The organism is Carboxylicivirga sp., from assembly GCF_982718395.1.
Genome location: NZ_CEXQWX010000068.1, coordinates 1 through 21,496, shown reverse-complemented (window position 1 = coordinate 21,496; position 21,496 = coordinate 1). Strand labels below are relative to the sequence as shown.

At 36.9% G+C, this 21,496-nt stretch carries 21 protein-coding genes; 15 read left to right on the top strand and 6 right to left on the bottom strand.

Annotated features, from left to right (window positions below; all coding sequences use genetic code 11):
* Positions 1-138: 138 nt before the first annotated feature.
* From AC4MRQ_RS13605 to AC4MRQ_RS13550, 12 genes are read left to right on the top strand one after another with little or no spacing between them, the layout of a single operon-like run.
* Positions 139-1,260, top strand: a complete 1,122-nt coding sequence (locus AC4MRQ_RS13605; protein ID WP_491198231.1) for a glycosyltransferase family 4 protein — start codon at positions 139-141, stop codon at positions 1,258-1,260.
* Positions 1,261-1,281: 21 nt separating this feature from the next.
* Complete coding sequence (locus AC4MRQ_RS13600) at positions 1,282-2,226, top strand: glycosyltransferase family protein (RefSeq protein ID WP_491198230.1); 945 nt, start codon at positions 1,282-1,284, stop codon at positions 2,224-2,226.
* Positions 2,227-2,252: 26 nt separating this feature from the next.
* Positions 2,253-3,236 carry a glycosyltransferase gene (locus AC4MRQ_RS13595; RefSeq protein WP_491198229.1) on the top strand — a complete coding sequence of 328 codons (984 nt, stop codon included), beginning with the start codon at positions 2,253-2,255 and terminating at the stop codon, positions 3,234-3,236.
* 56 nt (positions 3,237-3,292) lie between these two features.
* Positions 3,293-4,270: a glycosyltransferase family 2 protein gene (locus AC4MRQ_RS13590; protein WP_491198228.1), complete on the top strand. Its 978-nt coding sequence runs from the start codon at positions 3,293-3,295 to the stop codon at positions 4,268-4,270.
* 10 nt (positions 4,271-4,280) lie between these two features.
* Positions 4,281-5,201 (top strand): glycosyltransferase family 2 protein, encoded by a 921-nt coding sequence (locus tag AC4MRQ_RS13585; protein WP_491198227.1) that lies wholly within the window; start codon positions 4,281-4,283, stop codon positions 5,199-5,201.
* Positions 5,202-5,255: 54 nt separating this feature from the next.
* On the top strand, positions 5,256-6,578 hold the full coding sequence (gene rfbH, locus AC4MRQ_RS13580; RefSeq protein ID WP_491198226.1) for a lipopolysaccharide biosynthesis protein RfbH: 1,323 nt from the start codon (positions 5,256-5,258) through the stop codon (positions 6,576-6,578).
* Positions 6,578-7,270 carry a ferredoxin--NADP reductase gene (locus AC4MRQ_RS13575; RefSeq protein ID WP_491198225.1) on the top strand — a complete coding sequence of 231 codons (693 nt, stop codon included), beginning with the start codon at positions 6,578-6,580 and terminating at the stop codon, positions 7,268-7,270. Before rfbH ends, AC4MRQ_RS13575 begins: the two co-directional genes overlap by 1 nt.
* Before the next feature lie 32 nt (positions 7,271-7,302).
* A complete protein-coding gene (gene rfbF, locus AC4MRQ_RS13570) occupies positions 7,303-8,082 on the top strand; it encodes a glucose-1-phosphate cytidylyltransferase (protein ID WP_491198224.1) in 780 nt (259 codons plus the stop codon).
* 12 nt (positions 8,083-8,094) lie between these two features.
* Positions 8,095-9,171 carry a CDP-glucose 4,6-dehydratase gene (gene rfbG / locus AC4MRQ_RS13565; RefSeq protein WP_491198223.1) on the top strand — a complete coding sequence of 359 codons (1,077 nt, stop codon included), beginning with the start codon at positions 8,095-8,097 and terminating at the stop codon, positions 9,169-9,171.
* Entirely contained in the window at positions 9,164-10,075 is a 912-nt protein-coding gene (locus AC4MRQ_RS13560) for an NAD-dependent epimerase/dehydratase family protein (protein ID WP_491198222.1), read from the top strand. The genes rfbG and AC4MRQ_RS13560 overlap by 8 nt, the downstream gene beginning before the upstream one ends.
* Positions 10,076-10,115: 40 nt before the next feature.
* Complete coding sequence (locus AC4MRQ_RS13555; protein WP_491198221.1) at positions 10,116-10,928, top strand: transketolase; 813 nt, start codon at positions 10,116-10,118, stop codon at positions 10,926-10,928.
* Entirely contained in the window at positions 10,928-11,839 is a 912-nt protein-coding gene (locus tag AC4MRQ_RS13550) for a transketolase family protein (RefSeq protein ID WP_491198220.1), read from the top strand. The genes AC4MRQ_RS13555 and AC4MRQ_RS13550 overlap by 1 nt, the downstream gene beginning before the upstream one ends.
* Positions 11,840-12,058: 219 nt before the next feature.
* Here the strand turns inward: AC4MRQ_RS13550 and AC4MRQ_RS13545 are convergent, their stop codons facing one another.
* The 6 genes from AC4MRQ_RS13545 to AC4MRQ_RS13520 form a co-directional block, all read right to left on the bottom strand.
* The gene (locus tag AC4MRQ_RS13545) at positions 12,059-12,748 is read right to left on the bottom strand and encodes a lycopene cyclase domain-containing protein (RefSeq protein WP_491198219.1); all 690 of its coding nucleotides are present in this window, start codon (positions 12,746-12,748) and stop codon (positions 12,059-12,061) included.
* 3 nt (positions 12,749-12,751) lie between these two features.
* Positions 12,752-13,210 carry a sterol desaturase family protein gene (locus AC4MRQ_RS13540; RefSeq protein ID WP_491198218.1) on the bottom strand — a complete coding sequence of 153 codons (459 nt, stop codon included), beginning with the start codon at positions 13,208-13,210 and terminating at the stop codon, positions 12,752-12,754.
* Positions 13,207-13,674: a hypothetical protein gene (locus AC4MRQ_RS13535; RefSeq protein ID WP_491198217.1), complete on the bottom strand. Its 468-nt coding sequence runs from the start codon at positions 13,672-13,674 to the stop codon at positions 13,207-13,209. The genes AC4MRQ_RS13540 and AC4MRQ_RS13535 overlap by 4 nt, the downstream gene beginning before the upstream one ends.
* A complete protein-coding gene (locus AC4MRQ_RS13530) occupies positions 13,674-14,510 on the bottom strand; it encodes a phytoene/squalene synthase family protein (RefSeq protein ID WP_491198216.1) in 837 nt (278 codons plus the stop codon). The genes AC4MRQ_RS13535 and AC4MRQ_RS13530 overlap by 1 nt, the downstream gene beginning before the upstream one ends.
* Positions 14,507-16,003, bottom strand: coding sequence for a bifunctional phytoene desaturase/3,4-desaturase (gene crtID / locus AC4MRQ_RS13525; protein WP_491198215.1), 1,497 nt, complete (start codon positions 16,001-16,003; stop codon positions 14,507-14,509). Before crtID ends, AC4MRQ_RS13530 begins: the two co-directional genes overlap by 4 nt.
* Before the next feature lie 153 nt (positions 16,004-16,156).
* A complete protein-coding gene (locus tag AC4MRQ_RS13520) occupies positions 16,157-17,809 on the bottom strand; it encodes an AMP-binding protein (protein ID WP_491198214.1) in 1,653 nt (550 codons plus the stop codon).
* A gap of 236 nt (positions 17,810-18,045) precedes the next feature.
* On the opposite strand from AC4MRQ_RS13520, the gene AC4MRQ_RS13515 reads away from it, so the two are divergent.
* From AC4MRQ_RS13515 to AC4MRQ_RS13505, 3 genes are all read left to right on the top strand, one after another.
* Complete coding sequence (locus AC4MRQ_RS13515) at positions 18,046-19,191, top strand: TlpA disulfide reductase family protein (RefSeq protein ID WP_491198213.1); 1,146 nt, start codon at positions 18,046-18,048, stop codon at positions 19,189-19,191.
* A 72-nt stretch (positions 19,192-19,263) separates the two neighbouring features.
* On the top strand, positions 19,264-20,427 hold the full coding sequence (locus AC4MRQ_RS13510; protein ID WP_491198212.1) for a redoxin domain-containing protein: 1,164 nt from the start codon (positions 19,264-19,266) through the stop codon (positions 20,425-20,427).
* Between the two features lie 194 nt (positions 20,428-20,621).
* Positions 20,622-21,398, top strand: a complete 777-nt coding sequence (locus tag AC4MRQ_RS13505) for a UDP-2,3-diacylglucosamine diphosphatase (RefSeq protein WP_491198211.1) — start codon at positions 20,622-20,624, stop codon at positions 21,396-21,398.
* Positions 21,399-21,496 lie beyond the last annotated feature (98 nt).

Here is a 21,496-nt window from a genome sequence, read left to right as displayed (position 1 = left end):
TTAAGAATTTCTCCCCTTAGAAGTTTACATAATCGGACCCGAAGATAGTCTTTTAATTGTAATTGATAAAAGATATCTAATCAGATTTAATTATATTATCTTTGCCCGAGTTAGATTTAGAGTACAAATTTCTTTGATATGAAAATTGGTTTTGATGCCAAAAGAGCCTTTTATAACAGGAGTGGTCTTGGTAATTATAGCAGATGGTTTATTAATGGCCTGACGAATCTATATCCTGAAAATGGCTATTTTTTGTTCAGCCCTAAATCAAAAGGCCGAATCCATTTTAGCGGTGATCAAAGCAGTCAAATTATAACTCCAATAAATAACAAGACTAAGATCAGCCAAAACTATTGGCGTTACAAAACAATGGTGAGGCAAATTAATGAGGAAGATCTGGATATATATCATGGATTAAGTCATGAACTTCCAAAAGGAATCAGGAAGTGCAGAGCAAAGTCGGTGGTAACAATGCATGACGCTATTTTCATGCGTTACCCTGAACTCTTCGATTTAAGCTACAGAATTATTTTCAAGAAGAAATATGCTCATGCTTTAAAGGTTGCTGATGGTATTATTGCAATAAGCGAACAGTCTAAGAACGATATCACTAACTATTTTAACGTTGATCAGGATAGAATAAAGGTCATTTATCAGGGATGTAGCTCCATCTTTTATAATTCAGTTAATGACGAGTACAAGGAACAAATAAAGCTTAAATACAATTTACCTGATCAGTTTATTTTATATGTTGGAACAATTGAGCCAAGGAAAAATCTTCTTGGAATTTTTCAAGCACTTGTTGCAGCGAATGTTGATGTACCGTTAGTTGCTGTCGGACGCCCTACAAATTATTTAAATAAAGTAAAGGATTTTGTTTCAGAGCATAAACTGGAAAAACAAGCTATATTTCTTCATAATGTAGAAACGCCTGAACTTCCAGCCATATATCAGATGGCATCCCTATTTGTTTACCCGTCTTTGTTTGAGGGATTTGGCATCCCTATTTTAGAAGCCTTAAATTCCGGCACCCCTGTTATAACCTCGAAAGGCAGCTGTTTTCCTGAAGTAGGCGGAGATGCTGCTAAATATGCTGAATATGGTAATATTGAGGAGTTAGCCGATACCATCAAGACTGTACTTCAATCAAAAGAACTGCAGCTTGACATGGCAACTAAAGGAAAAGCTAAAGCACTTGAGTTCAGAGAAGAAAAGATTATAGGTGAACTTTTTAATTATTATCAATCATTAATTTCATAGACTGAAAAAACTAACTATAAGATGAAGATTTCCGGTTTTACAATGGTAAAAAATGCAGGTAAACTGTACTACCCTATTCAAGAGTCCATTTCCTCTGTTTTACCAGTAGTTGATGAATTCGTTATTGCACTTGGCAATTGTGACCCTAATGATAATACGCTGGAACTTATTAATGAATTAAACAGTCCAAAAATAAAAATTGTCAATACTGTATGGGATGTTGAAACATACCCTCATGGTTCAATTTTAGCGCAACAAACTGATCTGGCTAAGGAGCACTGTAAAGGCGATTGGTTATTTTATATACAAGCTGATGAAGTCATTCATCAGGACGATCATTCTGCAATACGCAGTACTTGTGAACAACACCTGATCAATGAGCAGGTAGAAGGTTTATTATTTCGCTACATACATTTCTGGGGCGACTATAATCACGCCTTTGTTAAGAATCATGGCTGGTATCGACGTGAAATCCGCATTGTCCGCAACCGTCCCGAAATCCACTCGTGGCGTGATGCACAAAGTTTCAGAGTTATACCTGACTTTACGAAGGAAAAATACCTGATAAAAGAAGGAACCAGAAAACTTAATGTAGCACCAATAGATGCACACATTTACCATTATGGCTGGGTTCGCCCGCCAAAATTAATGGGCAAAAAAACATCACATTTCGAAAGTTGCTATGAAGATAAAAACATCTCCGAAGATGAAATGGAAATACTTTCGGCAGTGGATTTTGGCGCTATCGGATTAATACCTGAGTATAAGGGTAAACATCCTGAGGTGATGAAACAACGCATCGCATCTTTCAACTGGCAGGATGAACTCAACTATAGCAAAAAGCTTAATCGGGCTCCCAAGCACAAACATGAGAAAACAAAATACAGGCTATTGACCGCGATAGAAAAACTTTTCTTCCCCAACGGTATCTTTAATTTCAAAAATTACAAGTTGATTCGTTTTTGATTGTAATATTCTTTAGTTGAAAGGTCATGCACATACTCATTTGCAACCCATCAAAGATACCGGCCCATCTCTACGGAGGTACTGAACGTGTTATCTGGGATCTAGGAAAAGAATTAGCAGAGAAAGGACATAAAATTACCTATCTGGTAAATAAAGGTTCGCATTGTCCCTTTGCAAATGTATTGTTTATTGATCCTGAAAAGAAAATAAGCGAACAGATTCCCGGCGATGTTGATGTAATTCACCTGAATGGCCATACATCAGAAACTTTTGATAAACCTGTGGTTGTAACCTATCATGGTAACATTAACGACCCGGAATTGGTGCTTCATAAAAATGCTGTGTTTGTTTCAAAAAACCATGCTAAAAGACATGGCTCTGAAACCTTTGTGCATAATGGTTTAGATTGGAATAACTATGCTTCGGTTAACCTGGAAGAATCCCGTGACTATTTCCATTTTCTGGGCAAAGCTGCCTGGCGAATTAAGAACTTAAAAGGTACTATCAAAATCAGTCGGTTAGCTGAAGAAAAGTTAGTTGTCATGGGAGGTCATCGATTAAATTTGAAGATGGGCTTCCGTTTCACTCCGTACATAAATGTTCGTTTTGCGGGTATGGTTGATAATGAAAAAAAGAGCCGGATTATCCAACATTCCAAGGGGCTTATATTCCCTGTATTATGGCACGAACCATTTGGTTTGGCTCTTATCGAAAGTCTGTATTTTGGATGCCCTGTAATTGGAACACCTTATGGTTCATTACCTGAAATTATAATTCCTGAAGTTGGCTATTTGTCTGATAAGTCAGTCGATTTAGCAAAGGCCGCAAGCAACATAGAACAGTTCTCAAGAAAAAAGTGTCATGAATATGCTAGAGACATATTTAACGCTAAAAAGATGGCTGATTCGTACCTCAGGTTATATGACAAAGTAATTAACAAGGAATCATTAAACATGCCGCATCCCCGATTAAAAGAAAGACTGAATACCAAGTTCCTGCCATTTTATTAACTTTGCGCCCTCGTGTACTTTTATTAAAGTACCAACCTATACATAAAATAAGTTGAATGATTAGTATTTCAGCCATAATTCCAAATTACAACGGCTGTGAATTGTTGGAAAGGAATCTGCCTGCTTTATTTCAGGAATTGGAGCATGCGCAGGTCGATTATGAAGTAATTGTTGTGGACGATTGCTCAACGGATAAGTCAGTCGAATTTTTAAAGGCTAATTATCCACAGGTGATTATTGTAGAGCAAGAAAAGAATGGAGGATTCTCAGCAAGCTGCAATGCAGGTATTCGAAAAGCTTCTAAGTCGTTAGTTTTCTTAATGAACAGCGACATAAAGCTTACAGAGAACTATTTCAGACCACAATTCAAATTCTTTGAAAACGAAAAGACTTTTGGAGTGATGGGGCAAATCATTGGTTACTACGATAACCATATACAAGATACAGCCAAATGGCCCACCACTAAAGGATTAAAAGTTAAAGCCACTAATAATTATTTGGTTGAAGATCATAAAGAAAGCTTTTGGACACCTTCATTTTATTTATCAGGAGCTAATGCCCTGATTGACACTGAAAAATTTAAAATACTAAACGGGTTCGATGAAATATACTCACCCTATTACTGTGAAGATCTCGATTTAAGTGTCCGGGCTCAAAGGTTGGGGTGGGAATGTTATTACGAGCATGAATCTGTTTGCAGACATGAAGGATCAGTTACAACCAACAAAATAAGGAGAAAAAGTGTCAATATAATCTACTTTAGAAACCGGTTTATATTTCACGCCATCCATTATAATAACTGGCAATTAAAACTTTACAACCTGCAAATATGTTTTAATTTACTTTTCAGATGGATAAATTTCAGGTTCGAAGTTTACACTGCCTTTTGGGAGTACTTAAAATCCTCAAAGGAAATCAATCATTCAAGAAATGCTTTGAAAGAACTAATGAACAACCATTCATCTCTTAGCCTTAAAGAAATAATCAGAGGTCAAAAAGCCAAGACTAAAAAATGTAAAATAAGGTTTGTTTAATTTTTCATCTATGCAAGAACAAAAAGATAATAGAACTCTGTCTGTTTGCATTCCGACATTTAATCGTTCAGAAATTCTGGACAGTAATCTGAAATATTATCTGCCATTATTAAAACAAAACGAAGTTTCTCTTTTAGTTTCCGACAACTGTTCAACTGATAATACAATTGACATTTTAAAAGAACACAGTCAAAACAACGAGCTTTTAAAATATTATAAGCAGGATAAAAACATTGAAGATCGCAACTTCCCATATGTCTTAAGAAAAAACACCGCTGATTTTGCATGGCTTTTGTCGGATAAACACAGAATAAATAAAGATGGAATTAGTCGGATTAAGGAACTTATCAATCAGGATGATTATGACCTGATTGTGACCAACCATACAATGCGGGTTAAAAACATCCCAACAAAGGTTTATACTGACTGTGAACAAATGCTTAAAGATATTGGCTGGCATATGACTGATATCTGCACCCTCATTTTTTCAAAAAGCCTGATAGCCACCACACCTTTTGAGCGTTTTTCTAACACCAACTTTATGCATGTTGGAGGAATATTTGAAGCATTGGCAACGAAAGACTCGTTTAAAGTACTATGGCTTAATGAAAACCTTTTTGAGCGTTTAGCCTTTAAGAATATTCCGGGTGGATGGAACAGCAAGGTTTACCGGGTTTGGGTTGAATCATGGAGTAATGCGATTCTTTCCCTGCCACCGTCGCACTACTCAATACAAAGTAAAATTGAATGCCTGCAAAAGCATAATAGAAACACTAAGATATTTAAGTTGAGACGTATGTTTAAATATAAACGCCTCAACTTTTATCGACAAAACACCTATAAAAGACTAAAATCAATCTTACCTTTGGCAACTGGAAAACCTAAATGGCTTCATCTTTTAATATTGCTGTATCCGACTTTGAGGAAATAAGATGAAAGCTAAAATGTAAATAGTAAAGTATAAAATCACTATCATTTAAAGATAATGACGACAAGAGAAAATCAATTAAGAACTGATATACTAGAACTGGTCAAACAATATCACCGGGAAACATCAACAGCAGGCTTTGAAAAAGGAAAAACTCTTATTCCATTTGCCGGACGCATATACGATGAAAACGAGATGGTGAAATTGGTCGATTCATCACTTGACTTCTGGTTAACAACTGGTCGTTATGCTGAAGAGTTCGAAACCAGGTTCGCTGAATTGATGCAACAGCGTTATTGTATGTTAGTCAACTCAGGTTCATCAGCAAACCTGCTTGCTGTTTCAGCTTTGTTTTCACCTCTGTTAAAAAGCAAGCAGCTTAAGCCCGGAGATGAAATTATTACGGTTGCCGCTGGTTTTCCAACAACGGTAACACCTATCATTCAAAACGGAGCTATTCCTGTTTTCATTGATGTTGACCTAGAAACATTGAATATTCAGGCCGATAAGGTAGAAGCTGCTATCACTCCTAAAACCAAAGCCATTGTTTTAGCACACACTCTGGGCAACCCCTTTGACCTGGAAAAAATCAGGGCAATCTGCGATAAATATGAACTTTTCTTAGTTGAAGATTGCTGTGATGCTGTTGGTTCAACTTATAATGGTCAGATGGTGGGAACTTATGGCGACCTTGCTACTACCAGCTTTTATCCGGCTCACCATATTACCATGGGCGAAGGAGGTAGTGTTTTGACAAAAAATCCACTTTTAAAACGCATTGTTACTTCCTTACGTGACTGGGGCCGTGACTGTTATTGTGATCCGGGTTGCGATAATACCTGCGGCCGTCGTTTTAAAGGACAATACGGTGAATTACCAAAGGGATATGATCACAAATATGTATATAGCCATTTAGGTTACAACCTGAAGGTAACAGATATGCAAGCTGCGGTAGGTGTTGCACAATTAGATAAACTGCCTGAATTTATTGAAGCCAGGAAGAATAATTTCAAGACACTTCGCGCTGGTCTGGAGAAGTACAGCGATTATCTTGTTTTACCAAAAGCAACAAAAAATTCTGATCCTTCGTGGTTTGGTTTCCCTTTTACTGTCAAAAAGAATGAACTCTTCACCCGTAACGAAATGGCAGAATTCCTGGAAAATGCAAAAATATTAACCCGACAACTATTTGCCGGCAACATGACTCGTCAGCCTGCTTTTAAAGATGTAAATTATAAGGTTTCAGGAGATTTAACGAATACTGATATGGTGATGCAAAATACCATTTTCATTGGTGTGTATCCCGGTATTGATCAGATTCGATTGGATTATATACTTGAAACTTTTGAGCAGTTTTTCAAAGAAAAAGCAATTAAATAATGGCAACAATCAGCAAAGCTACTGTTATTAATATCCGAAACTACGGATCTGATGTTCGTGAATATACGCTGAAAGCAGAAAAAATACAGGACTTTGATCCAGGAACATTTTTACAACTGTCATTAGAGAAACCACCAGCTAATCGCTGGCCGGATTCACGTAACTTTAGTTTAGCTTCAGCTTATAATGGAGATAATACTATTCGAATAGTTATACGCCGGATCGGTAACTACACATCCAGAATTTTTGAAGAGCTCAATATTGGAGCTTCCTGTTACATTAAGTATTCATTTGGAGATTTTTTATTGCCTTTTTACGATCAAAAAAATCCAATAATCTGTATAGCTGGAGGCACAGGTGTAGCTCCATTCTTTTCATTTGCTGAACATCTATTTAATATCGGACAGCAAGATCGAATGCATTTGTTTTATTCAGCAAAAAACAGTGTCGAGCTGATTAATCCGGAAGAGCTTAAAAGACTGGTAAACAAACAACAGTTACACATTCATCTGACAAGAGAGAATTCCGGTGATTATTTAAACCATCATATCTCAATTGAAGAAATATCAGAGCAACTGACAGATCTTGAAAAAGCACATTTTTACATCTGTGGTAATGAATCATTTACCAATGATTTCAAAAATGGTCTGGCAAAAACAGGAGCTGTCAATATTTATACCGATGAGTGGTAGATAACATTGGTCACCCAAACAACAACAATCGCATGAAAGTAGTATTATTAGCAGGAGGTTTTGGAACTCGTCTCAGTGAAGAAACAAAATCAATACCTAAACCAATGGTAAAGATTGGTGATAAACCAATTATCTGGCACATCATGAAAACCTATTCCTATTATGGTTTTAATGAATTTATTATCTGTTTAGGTTACAAAGGATATGCTATTAAAGAATGGTTTTCGAACTACTTTTTACATACAAGTGATGTAACGATAGATTTGCAAAACAATGACATTGAAGTTCATAACAATACTGCAGAACCCTGGAAGGTTACATTAGTTGAAACAGGTTTGCACACCATGACAGGAGGGCGTATAAAACGGATACAGAAATACATCGGCAACGAACCCTTCATGCTTACTTATGGCGATGGGGTAGCTAACATTAATATTCAAAACCTGGTTGAACATCATCAAAACAGTCAAAAATCACTAACTGTAACGGCATACAAACCAGGAGGAAAATTTGGATCATTGGAAATAGCAGATAGTGGACATGTAACTTCTTTTACTGAAAAACCAGCAGGTGATGGAACATGGATCAATGCCGGCTATTTCGTCTGTCAGCCAGAAGTTTTTGATTACCTCAACGAAGGTGATCAAACAATATTTGAACGTAAGCCTCTTGAAACTCTTGCTCAGAAAGGACTTATGAACTCTTATAAGCACACTGGTTTCTGGAAACCAATGGATACTTTACGGGATAATACCGAACTAAATGATATGTGGGCAGAAGATAAGGCCCCATGGAAAACGTGGAATGACTAATAATATGTCTGTATGAATACATTCTATCAAGGTAAAAAGGTATTAGTAACAGGCCACACTGGTTTTAAAGGGTCCTGGCTTTGTATCTGGCTAATAGAGATGGGAGCTGATGTAATTGGGTTAAGCCTCGATCCTCTTACCGATAAGGATAATTTTGTCCTTGCAGGGCTGTCATCTAAAATGGTAGATATAAGAGGTGACATAAGAGACAAGAACCTTGTTGATTCGGTGATGAATAAATATCAACCGGAAATTGTTTTTCACCTGGCTGCTCAACCTCTTGTGCGACTTTCGTATGAACAACCCATAGAAACCTACGAAGTTAATGTAATGGGCACTATCCACGTGATGGAGGCTATACGTAAAAGTGAAACCACAAGGATTGGTATAATGGTTACCACAGATAAATGCTACGAGAATAAAGAGCAGATATGGGGTTATCGCGAAAATGAACCGATGGGAGGTCATGATCCTTACTCTTCTTCGAAAGGAGCCGCTGAACTGGCTATTTCATCATGGCGACGATCTTACTTTAATCCAATCAAATACAGCGAGCATAACAAAGCAATTGCCAGTGTAAGAGCCGGAAATGTAATCGGCGGTGGTGACTGGGCCAAAGATCGTATTGTTCCTGACTGCATACGGGCTCTCGAAGCTGGTAAAGCTATAGAAATAAGAAGCCCAAAAGCCGTTCGCCCATGGCAACATGTGTTAGAGCCATTAAGCGGTTATCTTCTGTTAGCTCAAAAAATGTGGAATGAGCCAACAAAATATTGCGAAGGATGGAATTTCGGGCCAAAATCAGATTCTGTAGCAACAGTGTGGGAAGTAGCAAGTCAAATGATCAATTGCTACGGAAAAGGAAGCTTGTTAGATAAATCAAACCCGGAACAGTTGCATGAGGCTAATCTATTGATGTTAGATATCAGTAAAGCAAAAATGGAACTGGATTGGGAACCTTGTCTTACATTGGAAGAGTCATTAATACTCACTACCAATTGGTATAAGAATTACAAGAATGAGAATGTGTATGACATGTGCGCTTCCCAAATAAGGGAATATTATCTGAAATCAGTTGAGCATGAATAAGAAAGTACTACTTACAGGTGCAAACGGTTTTATAGGCTCACATTTACTTAAGTTGTTGGTTGAGTCACAATACTCTGTTGTTGCAACTAAAAGAGCCAAATCTGACTTGTGGAGATGTCAGGATATTGTTGATAAGGTTAAGTGGATAGATATTGATGGTGCTGACTGGAAAAACAAATGCATCCAACAAAAGCCGGATATAATAATTCATGCCGCCTGGATTGGCGTTGATGCAAAAAACAGAGATAACTGGGAAAATCAGAGTACCAATATTGATCTGTTAATGGACATTTTATATGTTGCCTCTGCTACAGAGTCTAAACATTTTATTGGTTTTGGATCACAAGCTGAATATGGCTACATAGATGGCATTGTTAGCGAAGACGATGAGACAAAACCAACTACAGCTTATGGAGCAATAAAACTTGCCTCCTCAAACATCATACGCAAATTCTGCTCCGATAATAACATCAGGTGGCATTGGTTACGCCTGTTCTCTTTCTTTGGTGAAAAAGAAAGCGAGAATTGGTTAATACCTTCTTGCATCAAACGCATGCAGAATGAACTGGAAATGGATTTTACTGAAGGTGAACAAAGGTATGCATACCTGTATATTCATGATCTTGTAAAGGCCATACTTGAATTGATCGCTAAAGATGTTGAATCTGCAATATTCAATATTTCATCAAGTCAATGTATCACAATCAGGCAACTCATCGAAACAATAGCCCGTCGTGTAAACCCTGATTTCAAACTCAATTTTGGTGCATTACCTTATCGTTCTGGACAGTCCATGCATATACAAGGAAATATCAGCAAATTTGAGCAATTGGTATCGCCTATTGATTCAGACAATTTTGATAAAAAGTTACAAAAGACAATTACATATTATCTGGAACAGTGATTATCTAGATTCTATAAAATTATTGACAGAACTTAAACAAATGAATACAATCAACTCATCTTTACAATTATCTAAGCAAATCCGTGAGTTATGCTTAAATATGGTTCACAAAGCTAAGGCATCACATATTGGTGGGGCCTTATCCTGTGCTGATATTCTGGCCGTTCTGTATAACGACATCCTGAAGATTGATCCGAATAATCCTGAGTGGGCGGAAAGAGATTTATTCTTTTTCTCTAAAGGCCATGCTTGCACGGCTTTATATGCTACTCTGGCTTCTAAAGGTTTTTTCCCGATTGAAGATTTAAACACCTATTCACAAGATGATAGTTTATTTCTCTCCCATGTTTCTCATTATATTCCAGGCGTTGAACTATCAGCAGGAAGTTTAGGCTTGACCCTTTCCCATGCAATTGGTTGCGCTATAGCGAAAAAGCATAAGAATCAGGATGCAAGAGCTTACTGCCTATTAAGCGATGGAGAACTAAATGAAGGTTCAAACTGGGAAGGGTTCTTATTTGCTCCTCATCACAACTTGGATAACCTTACTGTTATAGTTGATTACAATAAAATCCAGAGTCTGGACAGGGTTGAAAAAGTTATGGATTTAGAACCATTGGATAAGAAATTTAAAAGCTTTGGCTGGAATACGATGGTGATTGATGGTCATAATCATGACGAAATACTTAGTGCTTTTCAAACAGCACCGAATAATCAAAGACCTTGTGTTGTTATTGCCAATACGACTAAAGGTAAAGGAGTAGATTTTATGGAAGATACCATAAAATGGCATTATAAGAGCCCTAGTGAAGAAGAATATAATTCAGCCTGCGAACAAATTAAAAAGATGTAATGAGAACAGCATTTGTAACACAATTAATTGAAGAAGCAAAAAGCAACCCTAAGATATTTCTTTTAGTTGGTGATTTAGGATATAGTGTCGTTGAGCCATTTGCAGAACAATTTCCGGATAGGTTTATAAATGTTGGAATTGCAGAACAAAATATGGCAGGGATAGCTGCCGGACTGGCGAGCGAAGGATATATACCCTTTATATATTCCATCGGTAATTTTCCAACTCTTCGATGCATGGAGCAGATTAGATACCTTGTTGCCTACCATAACCGTAATGTAAAGGTAATTGCCGTTGGAGGAGGATATGCATATGGATCATTAGGCGCATCACATCATGCTACTGAGGAATTAGGAATGTTAAGAACAATACCAAACCTAATTGTGGCCGCACCTGGTGACCCGGAAGAAGCACGATTAATTACAAAAAAAGCCATTCGTTCAGAGTCTCCTTTTTACATCCGAATTGGGAAAGCTGGTGAACCCGACGTACATGAAGAATCTATTTCAAGTTATAACATTGGTCAGCCAATCCCGATTATTGCTGGAAGTAAGGCAGCTGTTCTAAGTACGGGTGCTATGCTGGCATACTGTCAGGATTACATCCGGGAAAGTAAGCTAAATCATAGTTTGTATAGTTTTCCAATAATAAAGCCTTTATTATCAGATTATCTCGTTGATCTATGTGGTAAGTACGATCAATTGATTACTGTTGAGGAACACCAACTATCCGGTGGATTTGGAAGCGCGATTGTTGAACAGATTAATGATCTGTACGCCAAAAAAAGAATTAAAACGTACCCGATTGTTCGCCGCATTGGCATACCTGATCAATTTTGCAGTATTTCCGGTAGTCAAAAATACCTGAGAGAAATTAATAACGTGGTATTAAGTGATCAGCCTGATCAATAGATATTAATGTCAAATTACAGATTACCAATATCTTCACAAAACTTGTTCTGTTTTGTGCAGGAACGGAATTTGTGACAACCTGTGCGATTCGTAGTTTCAAAAGTGAATGTGCTTCTAAGAGCTATTTTCTTGAAAGGAATATGAAAACTGAATATGTCTTATTTGTCCTACGGAATAACCTTTTTAAAAGTTAGAAAGCTGTTTCCAACAGCAGAAAGATCACTTCCAATCATGATACATTCTCTTGATCCACTCGTATAGATCAATATTCATAAGGATTAAAACAAAACCATAAACACTGTCTTCGATTGGAATGGTAAACATACGAATACCCAGGTTCTCGGCATTGTTATACCACACAATGGGTGATTCGAGAAACAATCCGGTAAGTATTCCATTGCTAATAAAGAAAAACGGGATGATAACCAAGTAGGACAAATAAACATCAGCGAGGTTCCGTTTTTTATAGAACAAGATTAATAAATACATTCCTGCCAGCAAAACTGTAATGGAAGTATATAACTTTCCCCAAAATCCTATACCAGATAGGATAAAGATAATTGCCAATGAAATTGTAATTAATCCCTGATACTGATCCAAAGGATTTTTTTTAATCAGGTAACGCAAAGCAAAATATGTGAAAACGCATGCATAAGGGATGGCAATAAAAAACAATACCTCTTCAAGGGGCAAATTAAAAATGTTAATCCCAATCAGGTAGTTAGGATTAAAACCCCAAACACCCAAGTGAGTGAAAATTGCGTCCCAAATAAGAAAACCAATAGCTACCAAAATATTGGCCGGAAGAAAATATTTCCACTCTTTAATAAAAGCATGCCGCGGATAAAAGCTGGCCAGCAAGGGTATGCTGATACAGGCCAGATTAATGATTAAATAGGTATAGGCCATCCGCTACGATAGATTTAAACTGCCTTCTTTGGCTTCTTTAATAAACTGCCGTGGAACCCACAACATTCCGAAACACTTACCACCAGTATGATGACTACCATGTGCCCGTCGTAGTCCACGCATATATGCATTTTGCACATTCGAAAACCAACTAAATCGTTGATGAATAAACACATCGTGCACCAAAAAATAGGCCATCCCATAAAAGAAGATGCCGAGACCTATAAAGAACAAATAATTGATTGAGGGCTGAAAGCCAAAATAAAACAGCAAGATGCTGGGCGTGGCGAAGATAAAAAAGAAACTATCGTTCTTTTGAAACACCTGGCCTTTTGTTGGGTGATGATGATCTTCATGCAAAACCCATAGAAAACCATGCATGATGTATTTATGGGTGAACCAGGTAACACCTTCCATAAATATAAAAGTGGCTAATGTGATAAGGGTGTAGAACAGTATCATAATTTGTGTTTTTGAATGATTTCATCAACCTTTTTCCGCATAAGCATTTTGTAATCATCGGGCAGTTTACTACTTGTCAGATATTTGTTTATAAACTTAACATCCTCTTGCAGCTCATTCTGATACGATAGAAAAGAGGGCACTTCACTTTGAATCAGTACTCTTACATAGCGGGCTTCAATGTTTTTAGGATGTTGTCGTATAAACTCTTCTAATCGATCTTTCCCCTCATTAAAATATTTTAGCTTTTTTATCGGGCTAAAAGTATATTTCGCCCTTTTCATATTTGCGGCCTCTTTATAAGGAACCATATTCTCTTCAGATATATCCTTTACTGCTTCGATAAACTTGCTTAATTTTTTTTGATTGTCAATAGCATGAAACTGGTATCGCACCTCATTAATCCCGATGGCCCAAAGTGAGGAACAAATAAACATCAATAATAAAGATGCGAGATACCTCATCAAATGGCATTTAGTTTATACCGTAAATAAGATTCGACCAAAATCTCCAGCTTCAAAAAGTTGTTGATTCGTATACGTTCCTTTCTAATTCGTCGGCTATCAGCTGCCTTTAATTCTTGCAGTAAGCGCTTATAGTAACGATAAGCCAGATAAACACCTAGACGCCCCTCTATTGGAAGACGAATCACACCTTCATAAGCTTCTTCAAAATCGGCTTCAATATCCTTGATAATTTCATTTTTGGTATCATTATCTAAATACTTGTTCTTCAGATTAGGAAAGTACGAACGTCCCAGTTCCTGGGTATCATCCTTGTAATCACGCAAGAAATTCACCTTCTGGAATGCCGATCCCAATCGCATAGCCGATGGTTTTAGCTTTTCGTATTGTCCTTCATCGCCCTTAACAAAAACTTTTAAACACATCAGACCGACAACATCGGCCGAACCATAAATATAGTCGGTATACTCTTTGGCTGTTTTATATTCAGTTTTATACAAATCCATTTTCATACTGTCCATAAATGAATGAACCAAATCGTATAAACGATATTGATGCACCACTTCCTGGAAGGCATTCAGTATGGGATTCAGGCTGATTCGTCTCTTGAGTGCTTTTTCGTAATTTTCTTCAAATTCAAGTAGTAATTCTTCCTGGTTGTAGCCATCAAACGTATCTACAATCTCGTCGGCATACCGTACAAAACCATATATAGCATAAATTGCCGGACGTACGGATGGCGCTAAAAGAGTAATAGCTTTGGAGAATGAAGTACTGTAGGCACGTGTTACAAGACGGCTGCAGTTGTAACTCGACGAATCGAACAATTGTTTCATGGCGCAATGTGTTTAATGATTAAATCACTTACAATCTTACCCGAAATAATGGATGGTGGTACCCCGGGCCCTGGAACAGTCAGCTGTCCGGTAAAAAACATGTTTTTCACCTTTCTGCTTCTTAATTTAGGTCTCAATACATGCGTTTGCAGTAAAGTATTAGCTAATCCGTAAGCATTTCCTTTGTATGAATTGTACAGCGAAACGAAATCACTTACACCAAACGATTCTTTAAACAGAACATGAGACCTGACATTTTGTTTAGTCAAATGTTCTATCCGCTCAACTATAACATTAAAATACTTTTCTCTGATGGCCTCAGTATCATTAAGTCCTGGTGCTAAAGGAATGAGGAATATACCGGCTTCCTTTCCAACAGGTGCCACGGTTGGATCTGATTTGGATGGAAAACTGGCATAAAACAATGGCTCATCCGGGTACATTTTTGTATCGTAAATAGCAGACGCATGCTTATCAAAATCAACATCAAAAAACAAAGTATGGTGTTCCATTTGTTCCAATGGCTTATCAAAACCTACATAAAATAGTAAGGCAGATGGGGCAAATGTCCTCCGTTTCCAATAGTTTTCAGAGTATTGTCGATATCTGTCTGGCAATAATTGCTCAGTATGACGATAATCAGCTCCGCTCAGCAAAACATCGCACTTAAATTCTTGATTGCCTGACCGGATCTTTGTAACCATATCATGCTCAATCATTATTTCATCAACGGGAGAATGAAACTCAAAACGGACACCTAATTCCTTTGCCAATCGATACATTCCAGCTGCTACTTCATACATACCTCCTTGTGGATGCCAGGTACCCAAAACAAAATCAGCATAATTCATAAAGCTATAGAAAGATGGCGTATTGGAAGGTTTAGCACCCAGAAATAAAACCGGAAACTCCAATACCTTTTGCAACTTTGGGTGTTTAACGTAGCGGGCTACATCTTTTTTAATGGTCTTAGTAAATGCAGCCATTCGTTTGATGGTAGCAGGTGTTACAATTTCGCTTAGTTTCTCACCGGGTTTATAAACCAAATCTTTGACAGCAATATCATAGTAGTCTTTAGCCTTCAGTAAGAATTGTTCCAGATACAAACTACTTCCTGGTTCCAATGCTTCAAAAGTTCGTTTAATCACTGCCAAATCAGCATCAATCTGCAGGTAATCATCTGTACCGAAACACACTTTATAAGATGGACTTAGTCTGTTTAGTTGGTAAAACTCGTTTACCTTTCGATCGAAATCACCAAAAAACTTTTCAAAAACATCGGGCATCCAATAAAAAGTAGGTCCCATGTCGAATATAAATCCATCTCGCTTCAACTGACGAGCTCTTCCACCTGCAACATTGTTCTTTTCCAATACCAGCACGTCATATCCGGCTTGAGCCAAATAACAGCTAGCCGATAAAGAGGAAAAGCCTGCCCCTAGAATGATTATTTTCTTTTTTGCCTCCAATTGTTTAATATCATCAAATATCAATTAAACACTATCAGATGTAAAAGGTTCATAACTGTCAGGATTTTATTTCTGAATATCAGCACGCTACTAAATAGCTCCTCTAATGAGCACAGGATGTAGCATACAAAAAAAGCCATCCTGTTTAGGATGGCTTCAACATGAACAAATATGATTCTATTTTATATACTTATAACGTTTGATACTTTTTTTTGGCGTTTTCTCAAATTCTTCCGGGAACAATGTTACTTTTTGAATATTCATGTAAGCCGGCAGAATTCTATTCGTTTCAGCTTTTACCAGTTGCAGTTTCTCTTCAATTTGTGATTTGCTCAACTTTTCTGCATCGGTTGCCTCATAATCCGGATAAATTAAGGCCTCTAGTTTACCTTCATTATCTCGAACCAAACACTCTTGTACATACTCAAGCGAATTAATGGTTGCTTCAATCTCCTCTGGATAAATATTCTGCCCAGAAGGTCCTAAGAGCATATTTTTACTTCGTCCTTTGATGTAGATAAAATTCTGCTCATCAATCACACCTAAATCGCCAGTGTGCAACCATCCATCTGCATCAAATATTTCATCGGTAGCTTCCTGGTTTTTATAATATCCCAACAAGGTGTTATCGCCTTTGACAAGGATCTCTCCTACTTCGTTATAAGGATCTTTTGAATTGATCTTTATTTCCATACGATCCACTAATTCACCAGCTGAGAATTTTCTGGATTCTCTCCATGGGGCATAACTTATTAACGGACCACATTCGGTCATGCCATAGCCAATTGTAAAAGGGAAACCTATTTTGCGGAGAAATAGCTCAACATCCTTATTTAAAGCCGCTCCCCCAATAACTATTTCTCTGAATTCACCTCCAAAAACCTCCAGTAATTTCTTCTTAACTTTGTTGTATACAACTTTATTCAACCCCGGAATTTTTAACAAAGTTTTCACTTTCGTTTCTTCTAATTGAGGCTGAACACGTTTCTTAAAAATCTTCTCCAGAATCAATGGTACAGATAATATCAGGTGTGGTTTTACCTGCCTGAATGCTTCGGTTATAATTTGTGGCGAAGGAGTGCGTGTTAAGAAGGTGATATGGCATCCCATTGTGAAGGGCCATAAAAATTCAAACAAACAACCGTAAGCATGGGCCAATGGCAAAAAAGATACCACGCGTTCTTCAGGTTTTAAAATGAGATGTTCTCGCGCATATTTAATATTAGACCAGATACTTCTATGTGGTAATAACACTCCTTTTGAAAATCCAGAAGTTCCTGAAGTATAAGATAATACCATTAACTCTTCCGAAGGAATACTTGGAAAATCAAGCTGCTCAGGTTTAAAAGCTGTTCCATCACCTTTAAAGAATGGCTGTAAATCTTCAACAGCAGTCTTTAACTTACCATTGGTATTGTCAACAATTGAAGTGCATCGATTAATTGACACAATACCCATAATTCCGCGCATCTTATTTTCATCCAGTTTATCAAAGATCAAGTCACTTACAAAAAGAAGCTTGGATTCTGAATGATTCACTATGTGATGAATATCGCTCGAATTAAAATCAGGTAAAATGGGCACAATAACGGCACCGAATGAAATCGTTCCCAAATAAATAACGGCCCAACTGGTCATGTTACGGCCAATCAACGCAACCTTATCTCCTTTATTGATACCGAGTTCACGAAAGAGTTGATGCAGTCCAACAATCCGTTCGCCAACCTGATCAAATGTTATCGTATCTCCCTTATAGTCGCTAAAAGCATTTAATCTTCCGTGATTTGATAATGTCGTTTTGACAAAATCCAAATATCCGTTATTATCCATGTTGATTGTAGTATTTATTGATGAGCTATGGTTGACTTTATCCTGATTAAATAACCGACCAAATTTATCCAAAATTCCGAAACAATCTAATTATTAAACTAACTTCAACAATATCATCTAAATATGCAACTGCATAAACTCAATTTCAGCACTGCACTCAATTCATATTTACTACTCATACCTTTACCAATGTCATTAAACGGCTTTTTTTATATTTTTGCTTAAAACAAGTTTACATGAAGTGGATTATCACCAGTCTCTTTATTTTGTCATTGATCGGTTGCTCCAAACCTCAAAAAACACCTTATCTGACTTTAGATACAGGTAACCAAAAGATTGATACGGCTGAATTGTTCTTTTTGCAGGAAGACTTTCAGTTTTTTGACAGAGCTATTCTACAGGCTGAAAGTAATTCCAGTGTCTTTATAAAAGATTCCGTTCCTAATGGAGTTTACCAGCTTCGAATTGATAAAGTACCAGTTTCAACATTGTTAATCAGCAGTACGCTACCATCTGTCATCAAAGGTGATTTCAATCATTATAACCCTAAACTAACAATATCAAATAATAAGGAAACAACCGCATTATGGGCCTGCGAACAAATGGTTACCAATCTTGAAGAGGAGATTAGCAATATTGCTGCTTCAATTCCTGATTCTGTTAAAGCCGGTGATTACATTCAAACACGTGATTCAATCTTTAATCTGATTAATACTAAAATAAAAGCTAAAACAAAGGAGATCAAGCGTGTCAATAATAATTTCAGAAATTCACTATTACCACTTCTGACCATTCAGCTTAAGGCTGGTAATCATTTCATTTTTAGTCCGCACGAAGAGGCTGACCTTATCTATGAAACCAGTAATCATTTAAATACGCTTTACCCTGATTATCTACCTGTTAAAAAACTTGCTCAACAAGTTGATTCATTAATGCATTGGAACTTGTTTAATGCAATCACAAAAGAAGGCAGAACATTGCCTGGGGTAAGAATACCTAATGCCTGGGGTGAAAATATTGCCATTGACAGTATTGTGAACCAGCCGACATTATTTGTTCTTTGGCAATCAAACGATCCTTCATCAAGAGAGATAAGCAAACAGCTGATGCGCTGGAGCCGAAAGTACAGATCACAAGGTTTGCAAATATGTATGATTTCTTTCGATACTAATAGAAAGCAGTGGTTATCGACCATTAAACAAGATCGTTTAGCACTATTGCATTTATCTGATTTGAAAGGAACAGAATCCGAAGTTCTTCACCAACTGGGTCTGACATCACTTCCATATTTACTACTCGTTGATAAAAACAAGATCATCATGAAACGTACAAAGCTATTGGAAGAGCTATCAGTAAGCATGCAGCAATTAATGAAAAATTAATCCTATATTTGGGCGATTTATAAACCTTGACTGTAACGAACAAACAATTAAAGTCATCAATTGAAACGAACTATGAAGCAGATTCTTTTCATATCATTTATAATTGCTTTGGCAAGTTCATGTACTAATAAAGATAAATGTATAATATCAGGTCATATTGAAGGAGCTGAGGATAAAATGCTATATCTGCAACGCATGGATCTGAATCAAACCGTAACATTAGATTCAATCAAATTAAAGAATGGCGATTTCAAATTTAAACAAGATCGATTTGAAGAGCCCACATTCCTGTTACTTAAGCTTAGCACTAATAATTATATAACATTGTTAGCTGATTCCATTGAAACAATAATAGTTAATGCAGAAGCTAAAAACCTTGAAACCAGCTACCAGTTAAGAAATTCTATTGGTTCAGTATATATCCAGATGTTCAACAAACGAATTCGTAAACTCAATAAGGAATTGAACACACTTGTGGCAAAATATAAAGCGACTAGTGAAAAAGATATCGAGGCTCGAAAAGATTTAGAACAAGAGTACGATCAAAAACTGGAAGATCACAAAGCATTTGTTGGTGAGTTTATTATGGAATACCCACGTTCTTTTGCCGGTTATTACGCTCTTTTTCAAAGACTGGATGATAATGCAGCAATATTAGATGTTTATAATAAAAAGGATCAGGTTTACTTTTCAACATTGGCCACCAGTCTGAATTTGTATTTTCCAGAATCAGAAAGAGCTGGTCACTTATACAATTATGTATTAAGCGCTAAAGCTCAACAACAACGTCAGAAATTTGCAAATGAATTATTAGAGTCAAAAGCTGATGCAAGCGGATATGTTGACATTGAAGCACCTAATATTGATGGTGACACAATTAAACTCTCATCTCTGGAAGGGAAAACCATTGTTGTTAATTTCTGGGCTTCATGGGATGAAAAATCGATTGCATCCAACAGACATTTGAAGAAAATGTATTCTAAATACAAAAATAAAGGATTGGCTGTGTATTCTGTTTCTTTGGATAAAAGCAAGGTGCTTTGGGAAAGTGCTATTAAAAAAGAAGGATACGAATGGATTGATGTTAGTGACCTGAGATACACAGATTCATATCCTGCAAGGTTATACAATATCAGACAACTTCCTGCCAACTATATCATTAGTCCAAAAGGCGAAATAATTGGTAAAAACCTGTATGGAAATATGCTATCTGATAAGCTTAACGACATTTTATAACGAATTGTTATGACAAGCCGCATTCATCAGAATTGCGGCTTTTTAATTATCAGCACTTTAGTAAATTACATCGATTATCATACACGAAATAGATCGTTTCGACTATTTCATTTGATTGTTCAGCAATCATTTACCCATTTTATTTCGTTAGGAGATACTTGAATTTTCTAATATATTTGTCCGGTTAATTAAAAATGGCACGCAACTACTTGGAAAAGACCAAAAAAATATATTTTGCTTCAGATGTACACCTGGGAGCTCCGGGAATTAAAGATCATCGTCGGCATGAAAAGCGATTTGTTACCTGGCTTGACTCAATAAAACATGAAGCAGCTGAGATATATCTAATGGGCGACATCTTCGACTTCTGGTTTGAATACAAGCGAGTTGTTCCACGTGGTTTTACACGATTTCTTGGCAAGTTATCTGAGATTACAGATCTCGGTGTTCCTGTACACTTCTTTACAGGAAACCATGACATCTGGTTGTTTGACTACCTGGAGAATGAATGTGGGGTAAAGGTTTATCGCAAACCGATCGTCAAAGATTTTAATGGAAAAAAGCTATTTCTTGCTCACGGTGATGGATTAGGTGACTATGATCGTCATTACAACTTTCTTAAGTCAGTTTTCACAAATAAATTTGCGCAATGGTTGTTTGAGAGAATCCATCCTAATGCCGGAATTGGACTAGCCAACTTCTGGTCAGGCAAGAGTCGTGAAAAAAACAATAAAGAATATGGCAATAATTATCTTGGCGACGATAAGGAGTTCGCCGTTTTATATGCCAAAGAGTATTTAAAAAAAGAAAAGGTCGATTATTTTGTATTTGGTCACCGCCATGTGGCACGAACGGTCTGTGTGGGACCTGAAAGCCAGCTAGTATTTCTTGGCGACTGGATACAGAATTTCTCATATGGTGTTTTTGATGGAGAAACACTGGAGTTGGAGTTTATCGACAAAAACTTATAGTTTGATATTAGAAAAACAATTAAAATGAATTCAAAGGCTGAGATTTATGCGGTAGCCACTGGTACAGGAAGCTATATACCTCCTATGGTTAAAGCCAA